The organism is Aestuariibacter sp. GS-14, from assembly GCF_006494365.1.
GTDB lineage: Bacteria > Pseudomonadota > Gammaproteobacteria > Enterobacterales > Alteromonadaceae > Alteromonas > Alteromonas mangrovi.
The window spans coordinates 42,891-64,676 of sequence record NZ_VHIP01000009.1 but is presented as its reverse complement, the minus strand read 5'-3'; the positions used below and the strand labels follow the sequence as shown (position 1 = coordinate 64,676).

General features: G+C 50.8%; 12 protein-coding genes. 2 read left to right on the top strand and 10 right to left on the bottom strand.

Annotated elements, in window-relative coordinates:
* Positions 1–147: 147 nt before the first annotated feature.
* The 10 genes from FJ444_RS14715 to xylB all read right to left on the bottom strand — a co-directional run bounded on the left by FJ444_RS14715 (position 148) and on the right by xylB (position 18,520).
* Positions 148–1,659 (bottom strand): tryptophan halogenase family protein, encoded by a 1,512-nt coding sequence (locus FJ444_RS14715; RefSeq protein WP_140959429.1) that lies wholly within the window; start codon positions 1,657–1,659, stop codon positions 148–150.
* Entirely contained in the window at positions 1,656–2,420 is a 765-nt protein-coding gene (locus tag FJ444_RS14710; RefSeq protein ID WP_140959427.1) for a SapC family protein, read from the bottom strand. Before FJ444_RS14710 ends, FJ444_RS14715 begins: the two co-directional genes overlap by 4 nt.
* A gap of 74 nt (positions 2,421–2,494) precedes the next feature.
* Positions 2,495–5,548, bottom strand: a complete 3,054-nt coding sequence (locus FJ444_RS14705) for a TonB-dependent receptor (protein WP_140959426.1) — start codon at positions 5,546–5,548, stop codon at positions 2,495–2,497.
* A gap of 325 nt (positions 5,549–5,873) precedes the next feature.
* Positions 5,874–6,536 (bottom strand): DUF6445 family protein, encoded by a 663-nt coding sequence (locus tag FJ444_RS14700; protein WP_140959424.1) that lies wholly within the window; start codon positions 6,534–6,536, stop codon positions 5,874–5,876.
* Positions 6,533–8,035, bottom strand: a complete 1,503-nt coding sequence (locus FJ444_RS14695; protein ID WP_140959422.1) for a tryptophan halogenase family protein — start codon at positions 8,033–8,035, stop codon at positions 6,533–6,535. Before FJ444_RS14695 ends, FJ444_RS14700 begins: the two co-directional genes overlap by 4 nt.
* A gap of 75 nt (positions 8,036–8,110) precedes the next feature.
* Positions 8,111–11,440: a TonB-dependent receptor gene (locus FJ444_RS14690; protein ID WP_140959420.1), complete on the bottom strand. Its 3,330-nt coding sequence runs from the start codon at positions 11,438–11,440 to the stop codon at positions 8,111–8,113.
* Positions 11,441–11,798: 358 nt separating this feature from the next.
* On the bottom strand, positions 11,799–13,532 hold the full coding sequence (locus FJ444_RS14685; RefSeq protein ID WP_140959418.1) for a glycoside hydrolase family 9 protein: 1,734 nt from the start codon (positions 13,530–13,532) through the stop codon (positions 11,799–11,801).
* Positions 13,533–13,592: 60 nt separating this feature from the next.
* Positions 13,593–15,521: a sialate O-acetylesterase gene (locus FJ444_RS14680; protein ID WP_140959416.1), complete on the bottom strand. Its 1,929-nt coding sequence runs from the start codon at positions 15,519–15,521 to the stop codon at positions 13,593–13,595.
* Positions 15,522–15,629: 108 nt separating this feature from the next.
* Positions 15,630–16,952: a xylose isomerase gene (gene xylA / locus FJ444_RS14675; RefSeq protein WP_140959414.1), complete on the bottom strand. Its 1,323-nt coding sequence runs from the start codon at positions 16,950–16,952 to the stop codon at positions 15,630–15,632.
* A gap of 110 nt (positions 16,953–17,062) precedes the next feature.
* Positions 17,063–18,520 carry a xylulokinase gene (gene xylB, locus FJ444_RS14670; protein ID WP_140959413.1) on the bottom strand — a complete coding sequence of 486 codons (1,458 nt, stop codon included), beginning with the start codon at positions 18,518–18,520 and terminating at the stop codon, positions 17,063–17,065.
* Between the two features lie 172 nt (positions 18,521–18,692).
* Between xylB and FJ444_RS14665 the strand changes: the two genes are divergently transcribed.
* Both FJ444_RS14665 and FJ444_RS14660 read left to right on the top strand, forming a co-directional pair.
* A complete protein-coding gene (locus FJ444_RS14665; protein WP_140959411.1) occupies positions 18,693–19,898 on the top strand; it encodes a DNA-binding transcriptional regulator in 1,206 nt (401 codons plus the stop codon).
* 220 nt (positions 19,899–20,118) lie between these two features.
* Positions 20,119–21,786: a glycoside hydrolase family 43 protein gene (locus FJ444_RS14660; RefSeq protein WP_140959409.1), complete on the top strand. Its 1,668-nt coding sequence runs from the start codon at positions 20,119–20,121 to the stop codon at positions 21,784–21,786.

Below are 21,786 nucleotides of genomic sequence, written 5' to 3'. Positions count from 1 at the left end.
CAACTGTTAAGCCGTTATGCTAGGTGCACAACCAGGGCGGCCTCTTCGCCGCAATATTTCAATTATGTGCTGAACTTATTATCTGAATTTACGCTATGTTACGTTCTAAGTTACAGGCTACATTATTGGCCACCGCCCAATCTTCATCTACATCCCAATCCCGCAATACTGACCCACAAACGCACCGTGTTCCGGCAGTTGTGCCACGCGCTGACTGATTTCCATCTGGCCTTTTTTGAGTGCCCCGGCTAACTGTTCGTCACTCATCATTTTCGCTGCCGGATGCCAGTTTTGCGGCAATATACCCTGACCCAACATGACCTGAGACCAGGAATCTACCCGAAACAATTCGCTGGCTTTCTGAAAGGCATGGCCGTGCTCTGTGAACAACTCAATACGTTCGGCCAGTGAGTCGGGGATGCGCATGTTTTTACAGGCACGCCAAAACGCCGAGTCTTCGCGCTGGGTTACGTGATAGTGCAACACAATAAAGTCGCGGATACGCTCAAGCTCCGTTTGCGTTTGCGCATTGTATTCGTCCTGCAAATGCTGAGTGTTACCCGAGTAGGGGAACAACTGCATAAGCCGGGTAATGCCCATTACGATCAGGTGAATACTGGTGGATTCCATGGGCTCCACGAAACCGCTGGACAAGCCAATTGCCACACAGTTTTTATGCCAGGCTTTTAAGCGTCGGCCGGTGGTAAACTGTAATGCGCGTATCTCCTGTAATGGTTTATTGCTTAGTGCTTTGCTGAAGGTGTCACGCGCTGCGTGGTCGTCTAGAAACTGGCTGCTGTACACAAAGCCATTGCCCATGCGATGTTGCAGCGGAATTTCCCAGCGCCAGCCAGCTCTGTGGGCACTGGCTACCGTGTAAGGCTTTAGTGGTGGCGCGAGTTCGGTTTGCACTGCCAGCGCGCGGTCGCAAAACAGCCAGTGTGACCAGTCTTCGTAGCCTACGTTCAATGCCTCGCCCATCAGCCGCGAGCGAAAGCCGGTGCAATCGATAAACAGATCACCCTGTAAATTGCCCGACTGTGCGAGCTTCAATGCATCAATATTGCCCGTGTCGTTTAGTGTTACCTGCTCTATGGTATCTACTACATGCTTAACGCCTGCCTGCACCGACAAGCGTTTCAAAAACGTGGCGTAGGCACCCGCATCTAAGTGATAAGCGTAATTCAGCGGTGCGTTTTGCGCAGAGGTATAAAACTTATTGGCTTTGGCCGCTGCCAGTTCCAGGCAATAGCTGCCGTAATCGGTAGCGATGCCGCGGTCCAGCCCTTCGCGCCAGAAATGAATAAACTCAGCCAGCCAGCTCGATTGACCAGTTTGCCCAAACGAGTGAATGTATCGTTGGTTGAGCTTGCCAAAACTGGCAAATTCAATACCCAGTTTAAAGGTAGCAGACGTGGCGCGCATGAAGTCGGCTTCGTTAATACCCAATAGCTGATGAAAGACCCGCAATGGCGGAATAGTGGCTTCGCCAACGCCAATGGTGGGAATGTCAGACGATTCAACTAACGTAATACGGATCAGCGGGCCAAGCTTTTTTACCAGCGCGGCGGCAGTCATCCATCCGGCAGTACCGCCACCGGCTATGACAACATGGGGTTTGGTTGCTTGCGCTGAATGATTCGGCTGGGAATGGTTCATGAGCGGCTGTGCTCCAATGCGTTTTTCATGTCAATTAACCACGACAAATTGTGCAGTGACGATTGAATCGCATACACATAGGCCAGCCAGCCTTTTTGGTGAAGTATGGCAAGTGTGTCAGCGGGTAATGCGGCAAAGGTGTCTTTACAAATGGTTTCGTGGCCCTGAATTTCCAGTTTATCGCCGTTGGACAACGTGATGGCTAGATTCACCGGCGTAAGTAAACCCAGGCGGTCCAGCTCGGCATAAAACGCCTTGGCTTCCTGCTGCCCCAAATGCAGGCGATTAAGGATAGCCACTATATGCTGCAGGTAATCGCTTTCACCGCCTTTGGGTAAAAACACCGGTTTACCCGTATCCTTCTCTGTGTCGCTTATTGGGTAGGTTATTCTGGGGTGGTCCATGTCGACGTGAAGCACCGCTTCGCTGGCCCCACTTTGTTGTTGATAGCCAATCATGAAGGGGCCTTTAGCCAACAGGCCGGGAACGTAGCGGGCCATCCAACTGCCTGCTACAGGCGGCTGAGGATAGTGTTCGTTTAAATACAGGTTTTCGCCAGCGCAGAGGCCCAGTAGGGCAATGGCCTGTATGCCTTGCTCGGCATGGCGGCGAAATAACACGGGGTATTCTTTATGCAGCGCGTCAAATTCGGTGGGGAAAACCAGTACACTGCTGATGTTGTCGCCAAACGTTGCGCTGTAGTGCGACTGCACACGAAGATCTTTATGGGTAATATTATTAAGTAATTGTAAGGTAGCCATAGTGTGTCCGGACAGGAGAAAAATAAACAACGAAGCCGGGCAGGTGCCCGGCAACGATGTTACAGCCTACGATATCAGAAGTTATACCGCACACCCAGCTGATAGCGGGCGCCTAAGTCTTCCAGATACCACAGTTGATTGCGTGTACGGCCGTGTTCGCGACGGTTCTCGCCGGTGATGTTGATCCCTTCAACAAACACAGTCAGTTGGTCGTTAAACGCGTAACTCACGTTGGCATCGATTTGGGCGTAGCTTTCAACGTAGGTTGGGTTATTCGAGCCGCGGTAGTTAATACGGTTCAAATACTCATCACGCCAGTTATACGCAACCCGCGCCGTCAGACCATCTTTGTCGTAAATAAACACAAAGTTGGCGGTATCGCTCAAACCTGCCAGGGCAAACTGCGATACGTTCGGGTTACCTGTGTTGTCGAAACCAATGTCACCGCGAACCAGCGTGTAGTTGGCCTGAATACCAAAGCCTGTTTCGCCAAAGAAGTGCTGTACAGCCAGTTCGGTACCGTATAGTTTGGCTTCTTTGTTGTTCTGGGGCAGGCTGGTACGGAATACCATTTCCGGATCGCCGGCTTCAGGAATAATGTCCCATCCGGGAGTTTCACCCAGTTGCAGTAACTGTTCAGAGGTACCTGTGTAGTCGTCTGCGCCGTTAGGGAATGCCTCAGGGTGTTCAAGCAATACCATCATGGCAAACAATGATGTGTCATCTACGGCAAAGCCGCGATCTCTCAACGCTTCAGCCGCTGCAATAGCACGAGGGCCATTGGTTTGGTCAAGAATGCCAAAGAACGAGCGATCTTCCTGACCGGTACCAATAAAGTTAGCCACGCGTTTCTCAAAGAAACCTACCGACGCATAGCTGTTTTCGTCGAAGTACCATTCGGCGGATACGTCGAAGTTGTCTGACTCAAGTGGCAGCAGGGCCGGGTTAGACGAACTGGCTGTTGCGCGGGTGCCGTTGAGTGTTGAACCCGATGTGCCGAAGCCGCTGGGTGATACGCGCAGGTCACCATAGCCTGCCCGGGCAATGGTTTTACTGTACGAGAAGCGGGCTTTCACATCGTCGGTTAACATGATGTCAAAGTCGAGGCTGGGCAGCAGGTGGTCGTAATCGGCTTTCACCGACAGCGGAATGGTGTCGGTGCTTGGATCCGTGTACAAGCTAAAGTCGTTGTTGTTTTCCCAAACCAGGTAACTGGGCGGGGTTACCAGTGAGGTTGAGGTTACGTCGGTTTTCTCATAACGCACACCGGCCAGGAAGTTGGCTGGCATACCGCCCATTTCACCGCTCATGCGTACCTGGAAGTAAGCGGCTAGCGTATCTTCTTTCACCACGTCGTTGTTGGAAAATACGCTGCTTACGCCAAAAAAGTTCGCATCGCTTGGGTACAGTGCAATCCCTTCACGGGCAAGCGCAATAGGGTCGGCAATAAAACCAATTCCCTGACTCTGGCCAGTGTCGAAGTCGTCAAACATTGCGCCTACATTGATGGGTTGCAGCAGGCCGTCGGAGAATTCGCCTGGGTTGGCAATACCCCAGTTACCCAGTGTCATGTTGTCGCCAGCAGTTTGGCGAGCCACCATTTCCATCGCACGGGTTTCAACACCAAAATCGATGTCACCATCGTCGAACATCCAGGTGCCGTCGAGTTTGATTTGAGTGATTTCAGTGGCTTGTGATGCATGGCGGAAGCGCAGAATGGATGAACCTACGTCTCCCGCATCAATCATACCGTTGCCATTGCCGCGTGCGCTGTCGTCATACACATTGCGGTAAGTAGGCAGTTCGGTGTCAAACCACCATTCACGCGAGGTCACGGTAGGCGAACCGATACCCACAGCAATTTCTCCCGAGGCTGCGTTATCACTTGGACCACTGGGTAAACTCTCCATTTTCGAGTTGTGTGCGTCCAAAGAGAACTTCAGGCTGTCAGACGCAAAATACTCCAGGTTGATACCCGCAGAATTCAGCGTGTTGGTTTGCTCACGCCATTGTTGCTCATAGCCTTCATCCACGGTGCCGGGGTATGACTCGGCAATGTAGATGGGCGTGGCTACCGGACCATCGTCAAAAATAACCGAGGTCACGTTTGAACCGTTTTGCACCCAGTTAGTAATTTCACCGCGGTGCTCCTGAATATCGTTTTCAGCGTACAGGTAGTCGAAGGTGGCTACCAGGTTGTCAGACGCTGCGTATTGCAGGGTTAACTGTGCATTAGTACGAGTGCGCTCAGTGTCGGAGAACGCATAGCGCAGGTCGTTAGGGCGGGCGTAAAGCTGACCAACGTCTGGCGCATTCTCATAAATATCACCACTGTTATTGAATAGGGTATCCGGGTCGTTTGGATCGCCCCACACGCCGATATTCCAGTCGTTTACTGTGGCGCCTACATAGCCTGAGTGACGTTCCTGAATGCTGCCGGTTAACGCCACACCAAATTTCGCGTCATCGTCAGTCCAGCTCACTAAACCAGACAGCTCTGGGGTGAGGTCATCGCCTGCGCGATTGGTGGAGTCGTGTACGGCCTTGGCTCCCACTGTTGCTCGTACTCCGGGTGTATCCAGCGGTCGCGCCGTTTTAATGTTTACCGTGGCACCAATTCCCCCGGTGGCAATGTCGGCCTTACTGGTTTTGTATACCTCAACGCCGCGAATACCTTCAGACGCCAGGTTGGCAAAATCGAATGCACGGGTACTGCCACCACGGGTAGTACCGTCAGCGCCACTGCCACCACCATAAGTTTGGGCGGCAGGCATCATGCGGCCGTTCAACGTGATCATGTTATTGCTACCGCCGAAACCACGCACAGTAATTTCGTTACCTTCACCGTTTGTGCGGCTTATCGAAACACCGGTGATGCGTTGGAGTGATTCGGCAAGGTTGGTATCCGGGAATTTACCAATGTCCTCGGCGGAAATGGCATCCACAACACCAATGGATTCGCGTTTAATTGAGGCAGCTTCGGCAAGACTTGAGCGCAGGCCGGTAACTTCTATTACTTCAACCGGGTCGGCGGATTGCGCGACCACGGGAAACACAGTGGCCGTACCCAGCAGTACGGAAACTGCTTTGGTGACCATGGATTGTTTAAACTGATGTGGCTTTTTCATCTGTTATGTCCTGTATGGGATTGTGTGTGTGCCATACCTGCCTGCGGTGTCAATTTCTCCTGGCGCTATGCAACAACACTGCCCCGGTACTGACGGGTTGAATGTAAGTTGCAGGCAATAAATCAAATGCAATACGCCTGTATTGCACCTGTTAATGGCTTGTTAACTGTTCCATGCGAGGGGCGTCAGCAGCCATTATTTTTTTTTGTATGACAAGTGCTTTTTTTGAAATGCGGATAGGCCAAATCCTTACTTAAATTGACATTCAATTTATTGATTTTGTTATTCTTGTTGAACTGATTTTATTTGATTGCCTGTGCGCGGTTTAGCGCAAAAATGACGTTACAGTGAAGCGTCCGGTATAGGGATTCAGGTCGGGCTTGAAATCGGCACAGATGTCACCGGAATGCAGTAATGCACAGGGGTAAATTACCGCCCGATTGAACTCGCAGGGTATCTGCACAATGCGGGTAAATAGTTCGGTGTCGCCATTGATATAGCCTGGCGGCACCGGGTGCCTGGCTAATTCGGCATCCAGGCTCTGTTGGTAGCGATTAAGCGATGCCTCGGTAATGGCGATTTGCCCGGTGGGATTGTAGCGGTAAATACTGGTACCACCATAAACAGGCGAGCACAGGTAATGCACTACTGCATATTCGTGGGTATAAGGGCGGTCGAAATGCGGTATGGATTGCATTGTGGTTAAGGTAGCTGGAGGTCGGGTCACCATGGCAAAAAAAGCTTCGCCGTCGCAAAGCGTATCGGCAATTTTTAATTTTTTGAACACCAGATTAATGCTTGCCAATGCATAGCGCAGATAGCCGGGAGGCGTTGGCATGCGAAGTCCCGGGTATAGCGCCTCATCATGAGGAGCCTTGCCGTTGGTTAATGCGTAATCCACTAATTTGCGTGGGCCGGGCATAAAGTTGTCTATGATCACAACCTGAAACTGAGTGCCCGGCACGGGTAGCGTCGAGATGCTTGTCATGGCTTGGCCGGGCAGGTTTTAGCAATAAACTCGGCGTGAGAGGGCATGTAATCTACCGACTTTCTCACCACTCGCTGAATGCCTTCCAAACGTTTTGCCAGTTCGTCATCCCCAAATATATCGGCCAGCGCATGATAGCCTTGTGGGCGCAAACCCTGACCATACATCACCTCAAACCAGCTCAAATCATTAAACAATTCGTTGTTGAATCTATTGATGCGGCCATTGGCTTTAAATTGATCGATTTTTTCCTGCAATGTATCCGGGATAGACATATGCTTGCAGTAGCGCCAGAAAGGCGTGTCTTCGCGTTCGGTAACGTGATAATGCAGGATCAGAAAATCGCGAATGCGAGTGAATTCAAAATCCATTTGCGCATTGTATTCGTCAATGTCGCTCTGGGTTGGCGTTTGGAACGGAAAGAAACTGAAAAACTTTGAAATAGCTACCTGAACCAGATGCAGGCTGGTGGATTCCAGTGGCTCCATAAAACCGCCTGATAAACCTACCGCCAAACAGTTCTTGTGCCAGAACTTTTTACGCTTGCCGGTGACAAATTTAATTAACCGCGGATCAGCAAGTAATTCGCCGTCGATGTTTTCGCGCAACGTGCGTTCCGCGTCGTGATCGCTCATAAATTCACTGGAGTACACATGGCCGTTGCCTACCCGGTGTTGCAGTGGAATGCGCCATTGCCAGCCCGCTTGCTGGGCGGCTGCGCGGGTAAATGGCCAGGGTTCTTCGGTGAGGGTGGACGGGGCGGCAATAGCCCGGTCGCAAGGCAGCCAGTGGCGCCAGTCTTCATAACCGGTTTTGAGGGTTTGTTCGATGAGTAGCGCGCGGAAGCCGGAGCAATCAATAAAAAAGTCGGCCTGGTGTTCTTCGCCGTTTTCCAGCACCAGAGAACGAATATCGCCATTCGGATGCTGGTTCACCTGAGTCACTTTGCCTTCGGTGCGGATTACACCGTGGCCTTCGGCACATTCGCGCAGGTATTTTGCGTAGAGGCCCGCGTCAAAATGAAAGGCATAGGCAATGTTAGACAGCGGTGAATTTCCCGCCTCGATAGGGCGCATAAAACGCTTCTCGTTACAGGCCAGTGACGATAGCGTGTATTCGTCGAGTGGCGCCGCCTTGCCTTGCTGGCGCATTTTGAGCCAGTACTGATAAAAGTGCACACCTTCCATGTTTTTACCTACCTCGCCAAACGCGTGATAGTAGCTGTGTCCCACGTTGCGCCAGTCTTTAAACTGAATACCCAGCTTAAAGGTACCCTGAGTGCGCTTGATAAAGGTATCTTCGTCCAGGCCAATCAGGTCGTTAAACAACAGAATTTGCGGAATGGTAGCTTCGCCCACGCCCACAGTGCCGATGTCTTCTGACTCAATAACCTGTATTTCACAGGGGTGATTTTTGAGAATTTTGCCCAGCGCCGCAGCGGTCATCCAACCGGATGAACCACCGCCCAGAATCAGTATTTTTTTGAGTGGTGACTGCATATAGAACCCCAAAAACGAAAAAATCAGGCTGGCGCAGATGCGCCGGCCTGATGCAGTTTACAACGGTGGTGCCTACTAGAAGTTTGCACGCATTACAAAAGCAATCCGGCGGTCTGACTTAAACCACGAACGGCCGGTTTCGAGCCCTTCGTTGTTCAGTACCATGATGGTTTCAGACTGTGAATTGGTTAGGTTTGTACCCTGAATACCCACGGTGACATTCTCGTTCCAGTTATAGAACACCGATCCATCAAGCTGACCAATGTCGTTGTAGAACAATGGCGCTTTAGAGATAACGTCACGGGTGGTTAACAGGTAGCGCGAACGCCAGTTATACGCTATACGTGCACTCCAGCCGTCTTTCTCGTACATGGCAACAAAGTTGGCCGTGTGTTTAGACTGCCCTTGCAGAGGTACATTGTCCAGACTGACGCGAATTCCGGTATCGGTAAAGTCGTCACCCAGCCAGCTTTCATCTTCTACATCTATTTCGTTGTTCGGTACACCCGACGCATCGATATAGGTGTAAGTCGCCTGAATACCTAAGCCGTCAAACGGGGCAGGCAGCATGTCGTAGAACTGCTGATACGCAATTTCCACACCGTCCATTTTACCCTTGCCACCGTTAGTGGTGGAGCTAACCAATACCGCCTGTGACAATCCGGAAGTCGGGTTGGTGTACTCCTGTACCGACGCGCCCTGAATAAAGTAGTTTTTCAGGTCTTTGTGGAAGTACGTCATACTCAACTGACCCACATCCGCGAAATACCATTCCAGCGCGATATCGTACTGCGACGATTCCATTGGTTTCAGATAGGGGTTGCCACCTGATCCTGTCCAGGCTGGTACATAGGCAGTTTGTACCAGGTTAGTACCAGGCTCTGGCGGATTTTCCGGATCCGGATTGCTGATAGGACGGATAGCTTGCACGGGTTCATTACCCAGTGAAGCACGGTTGCGTACATCACCCATGTCTGGCAACGCTACTGCTTTTGAGTAAGCAAAACGCGCAATCAGATCATCAGCCACTTCCATTTTGAAGTTAAAGCTGGGCAGTAACATTTCAAAATCGGTTTTGGCAGACAAACGCTCTTCCGCATCATTACCAAAGCCACGCTCACTGGCAGACAGGTAGTTTAGCTGATCGCCAATCCAGCGGTTTTCATCTGCCGCCAGCGCTTCTTCCAAATCAGCGTAGTTACCGGCCGCAACCTGGTCGTTTAACCAGTTAGACACGATCTCGCCGGTCAGCGGCGCACCTTGCAATGACTCTGGTGGTAAGAAGTCAGGTACCAGATCCGGGAAGGTAACTGCACCGTCAGCCGTTCTGTCGAGTTTTACGTAGCGCAAACCAACGTTACCGCTATAGCGCGTGTCGCCATTGCCTTCAAAGTTTACCCGCACGTAAATAGCTTTGTTCTCTTCTTGCGTGAAGTTCACTTCACCCGGGGTAAATAAGCCATATTTAGCGTCTACCCCGTCGCGGTTGCGATAAGGTACCCAGGAACCGCTATCGGTCATGTATGGCATGGCGCCATTAATGATTGAACGAACATAAGCTTCCGTTGCGTGAATGGTTTTGTTGCCAGGAATATTGGCTACGCCACCACCATGGAAATCAGACCAATCTACATATTCGAAGTTGCTAGCATCTACCGGAATGGTATCTAACCAGCCTGCTGCATCGGCTCCGGTATACTCCGGTGCCAGCGAACCCCAGTTCCAGCTGGTAGAACGCACGGTTTGCTCGCGTTTGGCGTACCGTACACCAGCCTGAACTGACGTAAAAATGCTCTCGCTATCAAGGTGATAGGTGCCGTCTAAGCGGGTAGCAAATGAGTCGCCGTTAGAGCGCTCCCAGTGATCCATCGCGCTTCTAAGGTAATAGGAGCTTGGGTCCTGGAAGTAGTTAGTGTCGCCTGCTGGATCATCGGTAAAGCCCGGGTATACACCATTTGCGTACACATCCGGATTCGCATCGCGGTAACCAAAATAGGGCTCCAGCAGTGTCATGGTAGGCGTGTTGCCAGTAATATCGTAATACTGACCCGCAAAAGCAGCGGTATGTAATACAACGTCGTCGTCAGACGTTTCTGCCTTGATGTACTGAATATCGGCATTCAGTTCAAGTGCGTCAGTTGCCATCCACTCGAGGTTCAGTGAAAAGTCTTCAACCAGAGTATCAGTTTGTTTCACGCGTGAATCGAACTGGTACGGGTAACCAAACTGCGGGCGACCACCGCTTTCCCATGAGCGAATAATGCGGTCGTTGTTGCCGTTGGCAGCACGCCACCCGTCAACGCCCTGTACCATAGTACCCGAGCCAAATACGCCGTTGTCGTCGAATTCAAACTCAGTACCATCCAGTGCGCGTGTACGACGGCTGTCGATGTTGTAGTAACCACCCTGGTACTTCACTGCCTGTTCGTGCCACGACAGAGACGCATCAGAGCGAACATACTGCATAGTGGCTAACAGTGTTTCGTCTTCACTTTCCCATTGCAGGGTACTGGCGAAGCCTTCGCGTTTGCGATCGTCAAATTTTTTCAACAGGTTAGAGGCATTCGGGATCCAAACCGTACCGTTGTTGTCGCTACCTACAAAGGCTTCTGCGCCAGCCAGGTCGCGCGCATAGTACTGAACGAAGGCGTCCGACTGAATACCATGGGACTCTCCGTACAATTGTGAATTTGCATAGTTCAGCAGGAACCCGAATTCACCATTGCCGTCCAGATCGATGCGGTCACTGTATAAGCCGGAGAACGTAGGGCTGCCTTCTTTCGCTAAATCGCCATAGGAGTAGTCGCCACCAAAGGCGATAACCCGGCCATCTGAATCAAAAGGTTTACGGGTGCGCAAGCTTACTGTGCCGCCGATACCACCCTCAATCATGTCTGCAGTCTGGTTTTTGTAGATGTCGACGCCGCCCATCAGTTCGGGTGAAACATCCTGAAACGACAAACCACGGCCACTGTTAGCCGTGAAAGAATCGCGTCCGTTAAATTCGCTTCGCGTTTGGGTCATACCGCGAATGATCGCGCCGCTGCCCTCTACGCTGAAATGGTCAGGGTCGTCCGGACCGGCAAACCGTTCAATTGATACCCCTGGCAAACGTTGGATAGCTTCCAGAACGCTGCGATCAGGCAGGGTGCCAATGTCGTCGGCCGTGATGGCGTCGACTACCGTATCTGAAAATCGTTTCAGGTTCTGGGCATTCAGCAGGTTGCCTCGAATACCTTTTACTTCAATTGTTTCTACTACTTCTTCATCTTCTGATGATTGTTCTTGAGCGGCAGGTGCTTCCTGTGCCCAGGATGTGTGCAAAGCAGACAAAACGGTTAATGCCAAAATGGACTTATTAAATGGGTGTGCAAATCGCTTGGTGTGTGCCCGTGCTTCAGCCATTATCACGTCTCCGTTGAGATTAAATGGAATAGTTATATCCACTCTTCGATCTATCGCTGCTCCCAACAGCAAAAGGACAGATCTGAGAAAGGGTCCGGGCATAGTGATTCAGTCAATAGAATGTATCAATGGAGTGTTAAAATATCACAACAACAAAACAATAAATCGCAACAAATAATTAACAATAAAGTTAATTGGTAATTACTTAATGAATCGGTTCATATTTGAGATGTCACATTTTTAGCGATATTTGAGTGGATTATTGTTACTTTTTGAGGATTTTTGATTGATTTTGGAAGTGGGTGGTGGCGGTGAATCTGATTCGATTCACCGCGAGATGAAAATAATGAAAATAGATTTAATACAAATTATTCATCGCTGCCAGCGTATACACCAAAGGTGCGTTCCAGTTAATAGCGACTTCATTTGATGCGTAACTACACCAGTCATCTACATATGACGTTGCCGGAAGAGCAGATGGATAAGTACAACCATCCTGCTGACCACTGTGTGGTCCGCCTGCAACGAAACCCGGTACCGGATCAGCCACGTCATCTGCCTGAGACTGACGGTGATGAATAAAACGCGGGGGCTTTGTACCAAAGCCTGTTACAAAACTGTAGCCGGTGGGGTTTTTACCCAGCACATAGTCTACCAGGTGACTCATAGCTGTGCGGTAGCTCTCGTTTTCGGTAAGTGAATAGGCCGTTGCCAGCAGCATACCGTGATTCATGGCAACGCCATTGCTGCCCCACACAAAATCGTTCTCACGCATAGCAACATGGAAAGCTGATTCAGCATCGGCTGTTACCAGTTGATCGGCGTAATTCAGGAAGTCCTGTTTGATGGTTTGATAGTCACTGGCGGCTAAGCGTGATTCGCCTTCTTTTAGTAAACTCAGGTAGGCTAATCCCATGGTGCCGCCCCAACTTGGAGTAGACGGCGCGCCAAGATGAGAACTCACTGCGTCGAGGTATTCAGCTTTACCCGTGGTGATCAATAATTCGCTGGCTGCCCAGGCAAACTCATCACCGAAGCTAGTGTCACCATATTCACCGGTACGCACATTTTCCGGGTTTGTATAAGGCATATCCGGATTGGCAACAGCCCACTGCCAGGCGCGCTCTGCTGCATTCTGGTATGTGTTCGCCGATGCTGGGAATACGCGAGCTGCAGTAGCCATTACCGCCGCAAAGTTAAGCGCGGCCGCTGTGCCTTTGCCCACAAAATAGCGCTGTTCGTTGGCTTCATGGGGCATTACTTCAGGGGCGAAATTCAGCGTGGTTAGTTTGTGGAATACGCTGCCATCGCTATCTTGCATGGTTGCCATCCAATCCAAATTCCACACTATTTCGTCAAGCATATCGGGTTGCGTGTTGGTTGACTCCGGAATATTCCACTGGCGGTTGGCATAAAAATCACCAAAGTCCAGATAAGCCCGTAACAGGGTGTAAGTGGAAATACCTGAGTTCACAATGTACTTGTTGTAATCGCCGGCGTCGTACCAGCCTTTGGCGCTGGCGCGAACATCTGACGGGTTATCCAGCACCGCCGCTTGATCGTCCGGGTGTCCTGCGGGGCGCTGCCACTGTCCCGCGTAAGCTGGGTCGAGTGCGAAACTCGCCCGGTTAAAGTAGTATGCTTTTATCGCGGCATCGTGAACATCGCCATAAGCGTCGTTGCGAATTGCAAAGCTTATGCTATCGTTACTGCCATCGAGGGTTAGCCGGTAATTACCTTCTTCGGTGATCGTGCTTATATCAATAATTGAAGCACTTTCGCCGGCCAGTGGCCACATCATTGGCTGGCTGGATTCGCCACTCAATACCACCTGATTGTTGTCTGTTTTGGTTACGTCGAAGCGGTAAACCTGGTTGGCTGTAATGACTATCTCTTTTTCCTGCTCGGGAATAAATCCAACCTGGTTGGCGTAAATCGCTACATTATCCGGCGTGCTCACCACCGGCGGTGGTGTGTTTGTGCTGGTGTTGCCGGTTCCGCCCCCCGAACAGCCAGATAACAGCAATACCACTGCTGAAGCCGCTGCGCTGAGTGTGAATGGATAACGAGAATGTGCCCTTGTATATTTCATGATCCCACCTGTGTTTTAACGCTACCTGTTATTGTTTTTGTTCTTCTATATGAATATTACTTAACGATTAATACTGTGTTCAAATGGCGGCGCAGGCAAGCCTGCGCGGTTGTATAGCCCAGCTGCAGGGTTGTCTGCCCAGGCATAGCGTACCTTTACCGACTGCGGTACATCCGGGTGCTGAAGAATCACTTTGTCGCCGCTTAATCGCGCGTTTGCCCAGTAAAACTTGCCGTCTTCACCGGCGATGGCAAAGCTGTTTCGCAACGATGTGTTGGCGTGTAATCCACCCTCGGCACTACTGAATGAAATGATCACTGCGCTGCCATCGGTACTGATCCCATCCACTTCCGGGCCCGTGTAAGTAACCTGATGCTGATAAACCAGCTTTTTAGCCGCGAGCGCTATCCGGCGTCCCACTTCTTTCTTGTTTACCGGATGTATGTCGTTCCACTCGCCAATATCCAGGGTAACAATTAGCGCGGTATTGCCAAGCTCAGTGCTCTTGTACTGCTGATCGCGTAACTGTGCCCAACTACTGTCGGTGGGAACGGCATAACGCTGCATAAAGTTAGTCAACTGCACAATAAAGAACGGTAACTGAGGTTGCTGCCAGCGTGCTCGCCAGTGACTGATCATCGCTGTGAGTTTGTCGCGGTAATCCGCCGGGCGGGATGCATTGGATTCGCCCTGATACCAAAGCACACCGCTGATCGGGAACTGTGTAGCAGGTGCAATCATGGCATTAAACAATCCCATAGGCTTCCAGCGAATAAAGGTTGTTGACGGCGTATTATTGGTTTTGGCTGCTACCTTGTATTTCCAGTCGCCCTGTAAACTGATGCGGGCCTTGTCGTTGCCCAAATAATAGCGTTTGTCTGGCACAAAGCCGGTACTGCCACCGTTTGAAATTACGCGCAGCGCAATAACGTTATCACCTTTTTGCAGGGCCGATACCGGTACAGTGTAACTGCGTGGCGGGTACTGATAGGTGGTGTTTCCTACTTTGTGGCCGTTAACATAGGCTTCATCGGCATCGACGATTCTGCCCAGTCGTAAGGTGAGTGGTTCGGTAGGTAATTCGGCCAGAAATACGTGTTTGCGCAACCACCACACCCCGGCAAAGCCTGCCTCACTGCCCGGAAGATCGCCCGGTAGGCTCAGGGGTTGCCAGTCTTTGTCGTTCAATGCAGGCGTATACCAGGGGGTACTGGTTAGTCCTTTATCCTGTTCATTTAATGCGGCATACCAGGCCTGCTGGGCTGCCTGTTCCTGCTGCTGAGTGGCTTCGATGTTGCTGGGATTGGCAAAGTAGTCACCCGCCGCGATGTCATCCGGGTAGTCGGCTAAGATCTCTCTGGCCATCCAGGCTTCAATTGGCGAGCCACCCAATGATGCATTCACGATACCTACCGGTACGCCCTCAGACAAATGCAGTTCGCGGGCGAAGTAGTAAGCCACTGCTGAGAGTCTTGCGATGTGTGCTGGTGTTGCTGAGAGCCACTGGCCACCGCTGTATTGTTGGCTTTCGCCGTCAAAGCGATACTCATCGGGCACAGTAAATTCGCGGATCAGCGGATAGTTTGCATAGTTTACGTCGTCTGGATACGCTTCCTGAACACGCGCCATGGGCAGTTCCATATTGGATTGACCCGATGCCAGATAGACATCGCCAAAGTACACATCCTGAATTATCAGGGGGGCTTCTGTTTCGTTTGCTGCTTCGTGTTCAGCTTCGATTTTCAATGTGTATGGGCCGCCTGCTTCGTGGGCAGGGAGCGATATCGACCATTGCTGATCGTGAGCGGTAGTTTCACCAATAAGCGAATGGTTTAGCCACACCTTAACGGTGGCGGCGTCGGTTGTACCTGAGAGAGGAATAGTGTGATGCCGTTGCAATACAGCGCCATCAGAAATGAGTCGGTTAAGAGTGAGCGCCTGTGTTGGCAGACTACATAACAACGCCAGAAACAAATACCCAATTCGCATGGCTTACTCCTTGATTGGCCCGATTAGCCGGATTGCTTCGGTTAGCTTGTGAATACATCAAATAGCAAAAAGCCTGCTGATTTGCATCAGCAGGCTTTTAAACTGAGGTTATCGGCTGAACAGCACCTGATTAACCTGATTTTCCAGCAACTCTTGCTTACCTGAAACCGGTTTTGGATCCAGATTACTGCGGGTTGCCAAATCAGCCAGCGACGCCAGTGAATATTCACCGCCCAGGATTTGTTTGCCCATGGCATCATCCCAACCTGCGTAGCGCTTGGCTTTGGTGTTGGCGATAAAGTCATTTTCAATGATGGCTGCGGCTTTCTTTAAGCCCAGTGCACAGGTGTCCATACCGCCGATGTGGCCATAGAACATATCTGCCGGATCAGTACTCTGACGACGCAGTTTGGTGTCAAAGTTGAACCCACCGGTGGTGTAGCCACCGTTTTTCAGAATTTCGTAGCAAATCAGGGTCATTTCTTCCACGCTGTTAGGGAACTGGTCGGTATCCCAGCCTAATTGCGCGTCGCCGCGGTTGGCGTCGATAGAACCAAACACACCCAGAGCAAACGCCGTAGCAATCTCGTGATGGAAAGAATGGCCCGACAGCGTTGCGTGGTTAGCTTCAATGTTAACGGCGAATTCTTTTTCCAGACCAAACTCTTTCAGGAAACCATACACGGTAGCCGTGTCGTAATCGTACTGATGCTTGGTAGGCTCCTGAGGCTTAGGCTCAATTAGCAGTAGCCCGTCGAAACCGATTTTGTATTTGTGCTCCACTACCATGCTCATAAAGCGGCCAAACTGCGCTCTTTCGCGCTTTAAGTCGGTGTTCAGCAGGGTTTCGTAACCTTCGCGGCCGCCCCATAATACGTAGTTAGCGCCGCCCAGTTTCTTGGTGGCATTCATTGCGTGGAATACCTGGGTTGCCGCGCGGGCAAATACAGCTGGATCCGGGTTCGTTGCGGCACCCGACATATAACGTGGGTGGCTGAATACGTTGGCCGTACCCCACAATAACTTCATGCCGGTGGCTTCTTGTTTGGCACCCAGTATATCGGTCATTTCGCTGAAGTTGCGGATATAGTCGTTAATGGTGTCGCCTTCCGGAGCGACATCGATATCGTGGAAACAGTAAAAGGGTGCGCCCAGTTTGCTGAAAAACTCAAACGCCACATCGGCTTTTTGCTTTGCACGCTCCATGGCGTCGCCTGGTTTTAACCATGGCCGACCGAAGGTGCCACCACCAAACACATCTGCGCCATCCCAACAGAAATTGTGCCAGTAGCATGAAGCAAAGCGCAGGTGCTCTTCCATGGTTTTACCTAACACCACTTCCTTGGGATTATAGTGTTTAAAAGCAAGTGGGTTAGTTGACTCAGCACCTTCGTACTGAATCGGGCTGATGTCCTGAAAGTAGTCCGCCATAAATAGCTCCAAAATGTGGCCGAATGGCCCGTTGAATAATGATTGCAAATAATGTTAGAGCGCAATCAATTCGACAATTATGTTAATTTGAACGTGTCTTGTGTTTTTTGTTAAAAATGTGATTCCAGACTGAAATAGAGTTCACGGAACTTCTGACGACGATGTCTGAAATAATCTGCCAGTGCCGGATCAGGCTGGTATGAACCGACTTTTTGGGGCACCGGACAGATGTCGGAAACCGCCGTTTGGGGATTCACCGCCACTTGTGCCAGTCGCGCAGCACCTAAAGCCGGGCCCACATCGCCACCTTCGCGGTAGTCCATCTCAATGCCAGACACATTGGCCAGCAACTGACGCCAGTAAACGCTTTTGGCACCGCCCCCAATTAAGCTTATACCATTCACCGATACGCCGCTGTCGTGCACCACATCAATGCCATCTGCCAATGCCATCGAAACACCTTGTATAACCGCCTGTGCCATTTGCGCGCGAGTGGTGGACGCCGTAATGCCGAAAAAGCCAGCTTTGGCATTGGGGTTGTTATGTGGCGTGCGCTCACCGGTGAGATACGGCAGAAAATAAGGAATGTCCGGATCATCCACCTGGGTGTTGTTCACAACGTTGTTGATCAGACTGGCAACGTCCTGATAACCGGCATTGCGCGCATACCAGTCCAGGCAACTTGCTGCACTGAGCGTTACCGACATCAGATGCCAGCGGTCTGGCATGGCATGACAAAAGCTGTGCACGGCAGAATCAGGCTTGCTGCGAAACTCGTTGGTAACCGCGAAATACACCCCCGAGGTACCCAGCGACAGCATGGCCTGGCCGGGTTCAACGATGCCGCAACCAATGGCGCCGGCAGCGTTATCGCCCGCACCGGCAACAATGGCAACGGACTTCATGCCCCATTTCTCGGCCAGTGAGTTATTAAGGTATCCGGTTACTTCATTGCCTTCGTACAGTTTGGGCATATGGGACTCATTGAGCCCGCAAGCCAGTAACATGGATTTGCTCCAACTGCGCTTGCCTACATCCAGCCAACTGGTTCCGGCGCTGTCCGACATATCCGATGCATATTCTCCGCTAAGCTTGTAGCGCAAATAATCCTTAGGCAGCAGTACTTTAGCAATTTGTTTGTAGACATCGGGTTCGTTGTCTTTCACCCACAATAACTTGGGTGCCGTAAAGCCTGGCATCACGATATTGCCGGTGATCTTACGCGCATTCGGCACGGTTTTTTCGATGTCATTGCATTGCTGAGCGCTTCTGCCATCGTTCCACAATATAGCAGGGCGTAGCACTTTCCCCTGGCTGTTCAGCAACGTGGCACCATGCATCTGGCCGGCAAGGCCAATGGCTTTAACCCCTTCCAGTGGCATTTTACTCGCCAGGTAGTCCAGGGTTTTGCAGGTAGCTTGCCACCAGTCTTCGGGGTTCTGCTCAGACCACAACGGTTTGGGCATCGACACCGACAAGGGCGCGCTGGAAGATTCGATAACGTTGCCGCTCTCGTCAGTTACAATGGTTTTTACACCTGAGGTGCCTAAATCTATTCCTATATACATATCAATATTCTGGTAAAACGCTATACCCCGTATGCTGATTGCGAAAACATTAAACCGCAATTACGAAAACTTGTTATTATTTTGTTAATTTAGATTCGATGTATTAGTATGCTGCCTGTAAGTAAAAAACATAAAAAATATTTACTGAATTTAGTTCGACGGGGCACATCACATGTTTGAACAAAAACACAGCATTACGTTGCTATTTAACGCCAATAAAGTATACGACCGCCGGGTAATTGCCGGTGTGGGAGAATATCTGCAAACCTCTAAGGTAGATTGGGATCTGTATCTTGAAGAAGATTTTATGGCCCGATTAGAGCACTTAGACGAATGGAGTGGTGACGGCATCATTGCCGATTACGACAATCCGGAAATTCAGGCCGCCTTACAAAAAGCTAAAGTGCCTGTGGTAGGGATTGGTGGCTCGTATTCCAATCCCGATGATTACCCTGATGTGCCTTATGTTGCTACCGATAACCATGCGTTGGTACAGGCGGCGTTTGAGCACTTGCGTCAAAAGGGCATTCAGCGCTTTGCGTTTTACGGCGCGCCGGTAAATGAGCATGCGCGTTGGGCTCAGGAGCGTGAAAAGGCTGTACTTGAGATCACCCGCGCTCAGGGTTATGAGTGTTATGTGTACCGCGGCCATCCGGTGCGCCCGGAAACCTGGCAGTACACCACTAAGCGATTAGCCGATTGGCTTAAGAGCTTGCCAACGCCGATAGGCATTATTGCGGTAACCGACTCCCGTGCCCGCCATTTGCTACAGGTGTGTGATCATATCGGCATGATCATTCCCGATAGAATGGCGGTGATTGGTATTGATGACGATGAGCTGGCCCGCTATTTAAGTCGGGTAAGCTTAAGTTCGGTGCGTCAGGGATGCTATGAACTGGGTGAACAGGCCGCGCGCTTGTTACATAAAATGCTCAAAGGCCATAATCCGCCTAAAAAGCCCATTCTGATTGCGCCGGAGTGTGTGGCAGAGCGCCAGTCAACCGACTTTAAAGCAATCAGCGACCCACATGTTATGCAGGCCATGCACTACATTCGCCAGAATGCGTGTCGTGGCATCAAGGTTGAACAAGTGCTGGATTACGTTGGCGTATCGCGGTCGAACCTGGAAAACCGCTTCCGCGAAGAGCGCGGGCACAGCATCCATACTGAAATTCACCACGAAAAGCTGCAGCGTGCTTGTAAAATGCTGGAAAACAGTAATGAGGCAACGTCTCAGATTGCGAAAATTTGCGGCTATCCATCGTTACAATACATGTATGCCGTATTCAAGAAGCATTTTAATCAAACGCCCAAAGAGTACCGCGATGCTATGAAAAATAACGAGGATGAAGATAGCTTTATCCTTCAGGTGTCGTAGTCTTTTTTTTGTGATGTTGCCACTATGTATAAAGGCGCCCGGGTCGAATGCAGAGTCGGGCGCTTTTAGTTTGTTTTCATTTTCATTGTGTTTTTACGCAATAACATTTCATTCACAAAAAACGCAATTCCAAATGCCGTATTTCATAACGCCTCTTCGTTGAAGCCTGTCACGCTTTCACGTTAAATGCCTGCACCTAGTCTGTTAAAAAGAATAAAACGTGAAGATAAAACTTATCTCGGTACTAACACTGGCATGCTCGGCGGTGAGCTGGTCGCTTGCCGCAGAATCGGTTGACGTAGATTGGTTTCGATACGACACACCCCCATCGCTTTATGAAGTAGCAGATCACCAGTTTCGCAATCCTGTGTTGCCCGGCTATTACCCTGATCCAACCATTGCGAAAAAGGGCGACGACTATTATGTGGTTAACTCATCGTTTGCCTACACGCCTGGCTTGCCGGTGTTTCACAGTAAAAACCTTACCGACTGGGAACTGATTGGCTATGCATTAAACCGTGATTCGCAGGCGTCGTTTGAGGGATTGGGCATTTCCAGAGGACTATTCGCGCCCACCTTGCGCTACCACGATGGCGTTTTCTATCTGATTAATACTGCGGTTGATAGCGGTGGTAACTTTATTCTGACGGCCACCGACCCGGCAGGCCCCTGGTCTGAGCCCGTGTGGTTACCAGAAGTAGGTGGAATCGACCCGGATATCTTCTTTGATGATAACGGCAAAGCGTATATTGCGCATAATGATGCCCCGCCGGGGGAACCCTTGTACAACGGACACCGGGCAATCTGGTTGTGGGAGTTTGATCTGGCGTCGATGAAGGTACGCGCGGATTCACGTAAACTGCTGGTAAATGGCGGTGTGAATATCAGCGAAAAACCGGTTTGGATTGAAGGGCCACACATTTACAAAAAAAATGGCTGGTACTACTTAACCTGCGCTGAAGGGGGCACCGGGCCACAACATTCTCAGGTTGTATTTCGCACCCGCTCGCTCAATGAGCCTTTTATCCCTTACGAGCACAACCCTATTCTTACCCAGCGCAACCTGCCTTTGCCGCGCCCCGATGCCGTGGATGCCGCGGGTCATGCCGATTTTATTGAAGGTCCGGATGGTCGCTGGTGGAGCGTATTTTTGGGTACAAGGCCCTATCTGAATGACTGGTATAACACTGGCCGTGAAACCTTTTTACTTCCGTTGGAATGGCAACACGACTGGCCCACTATTTTAGCGTCAGGTAAGCCCATTCCGGTGGTACTGCCCAAACCTTATCCAAATATTCAGAGTAAACAAACCCACTTTTACCGTTGGCGTGATGACTTCTCTCAGTCGCAATTGGATTTGCGCTGGCAGGGCTTGCGCAGCTTTAACCGCAATTGGGCATCCATTGAAGATGGCCGCCTGCAACTGCTTCCCCAGCAAGCCGGGCTCACCAGCAAAGGAGACGTAAGTTACCTTGGCGTGCATCAGTCTGCGGCTGAATATACCGTTGAGGCCTCTATTAATGTGCCTGACAAGGCGGGCGTAAGTGGTGGTATAGCTGCATTCCAAAGCGAGGCGTTTCATTACTACTTTGCGATAACGCACTCCTCAAATGGCACTACGTTGTTTGTGGAGCGCACAGTACAAGGGAATACCAGTACGGTTGCAAGGCACCAGCTTGATAGCAAATTAACGGGCGCACTCACCCTGCGGGTAAGCGGCGACAAAGCGCATATTTATTTTGATTTTTACGGACCCGATGGCTGGACATCCCTTTATGAAAACACAGGCACAGTGTTAACGCCTGCCATGGACGCCACCTGGCTTAGCACCAACAAGGCGGGTGGTTTTGTAGGCACGACACTTGGCCTGCACAGCCGACAAGACTAA

Excerpts from the sequence above, each read along its gene's own strand:
- FJ444_RS14710 (WP_140959427.1), bottom strand. The coding sequence starts at position 2,420 with ATGGCTACCTTACAATTACTTAATAATATTACCCATAAAGATCTTCGT.
- FJ444_RS14695 (WP_140959422.1), bottom strand. The coding sequence starts at position 8,035 with ATGCAGTCACCACTCAAAAAAATACTGATTCTGGGCGGTGGTTCATCC.
- FJ444_RS14685 (WP_140959418.1), bottom strand. The coding sequence starts at position 13,532 with ATGAAATATACAAGGGCACATTCTCGTTATCCATTCACACTCAGCGCA.
- xylA (WP_140959414.1), bottom strand. The coding sequence starts at position 16,952 with ATGGCGGACTACTTTCAGGACATCAGCCCGATTCAGTACGAAGGTGCT.
- xylB (WP_140959413.1), bottom strand. The coding sequence starts at position 18,520 with ATGTATATAGGAATAGATTTAGGCACCTCAGGTGTAAAAACCATTGTA.
- FJ444_RS14665 (WP_140959411.1), top strand. The coding sequence starts at position 18,693 with ATGTTTGAACAAAAACACAGCATTACGTTGCTATTTAACGCCAATAAA.
- FJ444_RS14700 (WP_140959424.1), bottom strand. The coding sequence starts at position 6,536 with ATGACAAGCATCTCGACGCTACCCGTGCCGGGCACTCAGTTTCAGGTT.
- FJ444_RS14705 (WP_140959426.1), bottom strand. The coding sequence starts at position 5,548 with ATGAAAAAGCCACATCAGTTTAAACAATCCATGGTCACCAAAGCAGTT.
- FJ444_RS14715 (WP_140959429.1), bottom strand. The coding sequence starts at position 1,659 with ATGAACCATTCCCAGCCGAATCATTCAGCGCAAGCAACCAAACCCCAT.
- FJ444_RS14680 (WP_140959416.1), bottom strand. The coding sequence starts at position 15,521 with ATGCGAATTGGGTATTTGTTTCTGGCGTTGTTATGTAGTCTGCCAACA.
- FJ444_RS14690 (WP_140959420.1), bottom strand. The coding sequence starts at position 11,440 with ATGGCTGAAGCACGGGCACACACCAAGCGATTTGCACACCCATTTAAT.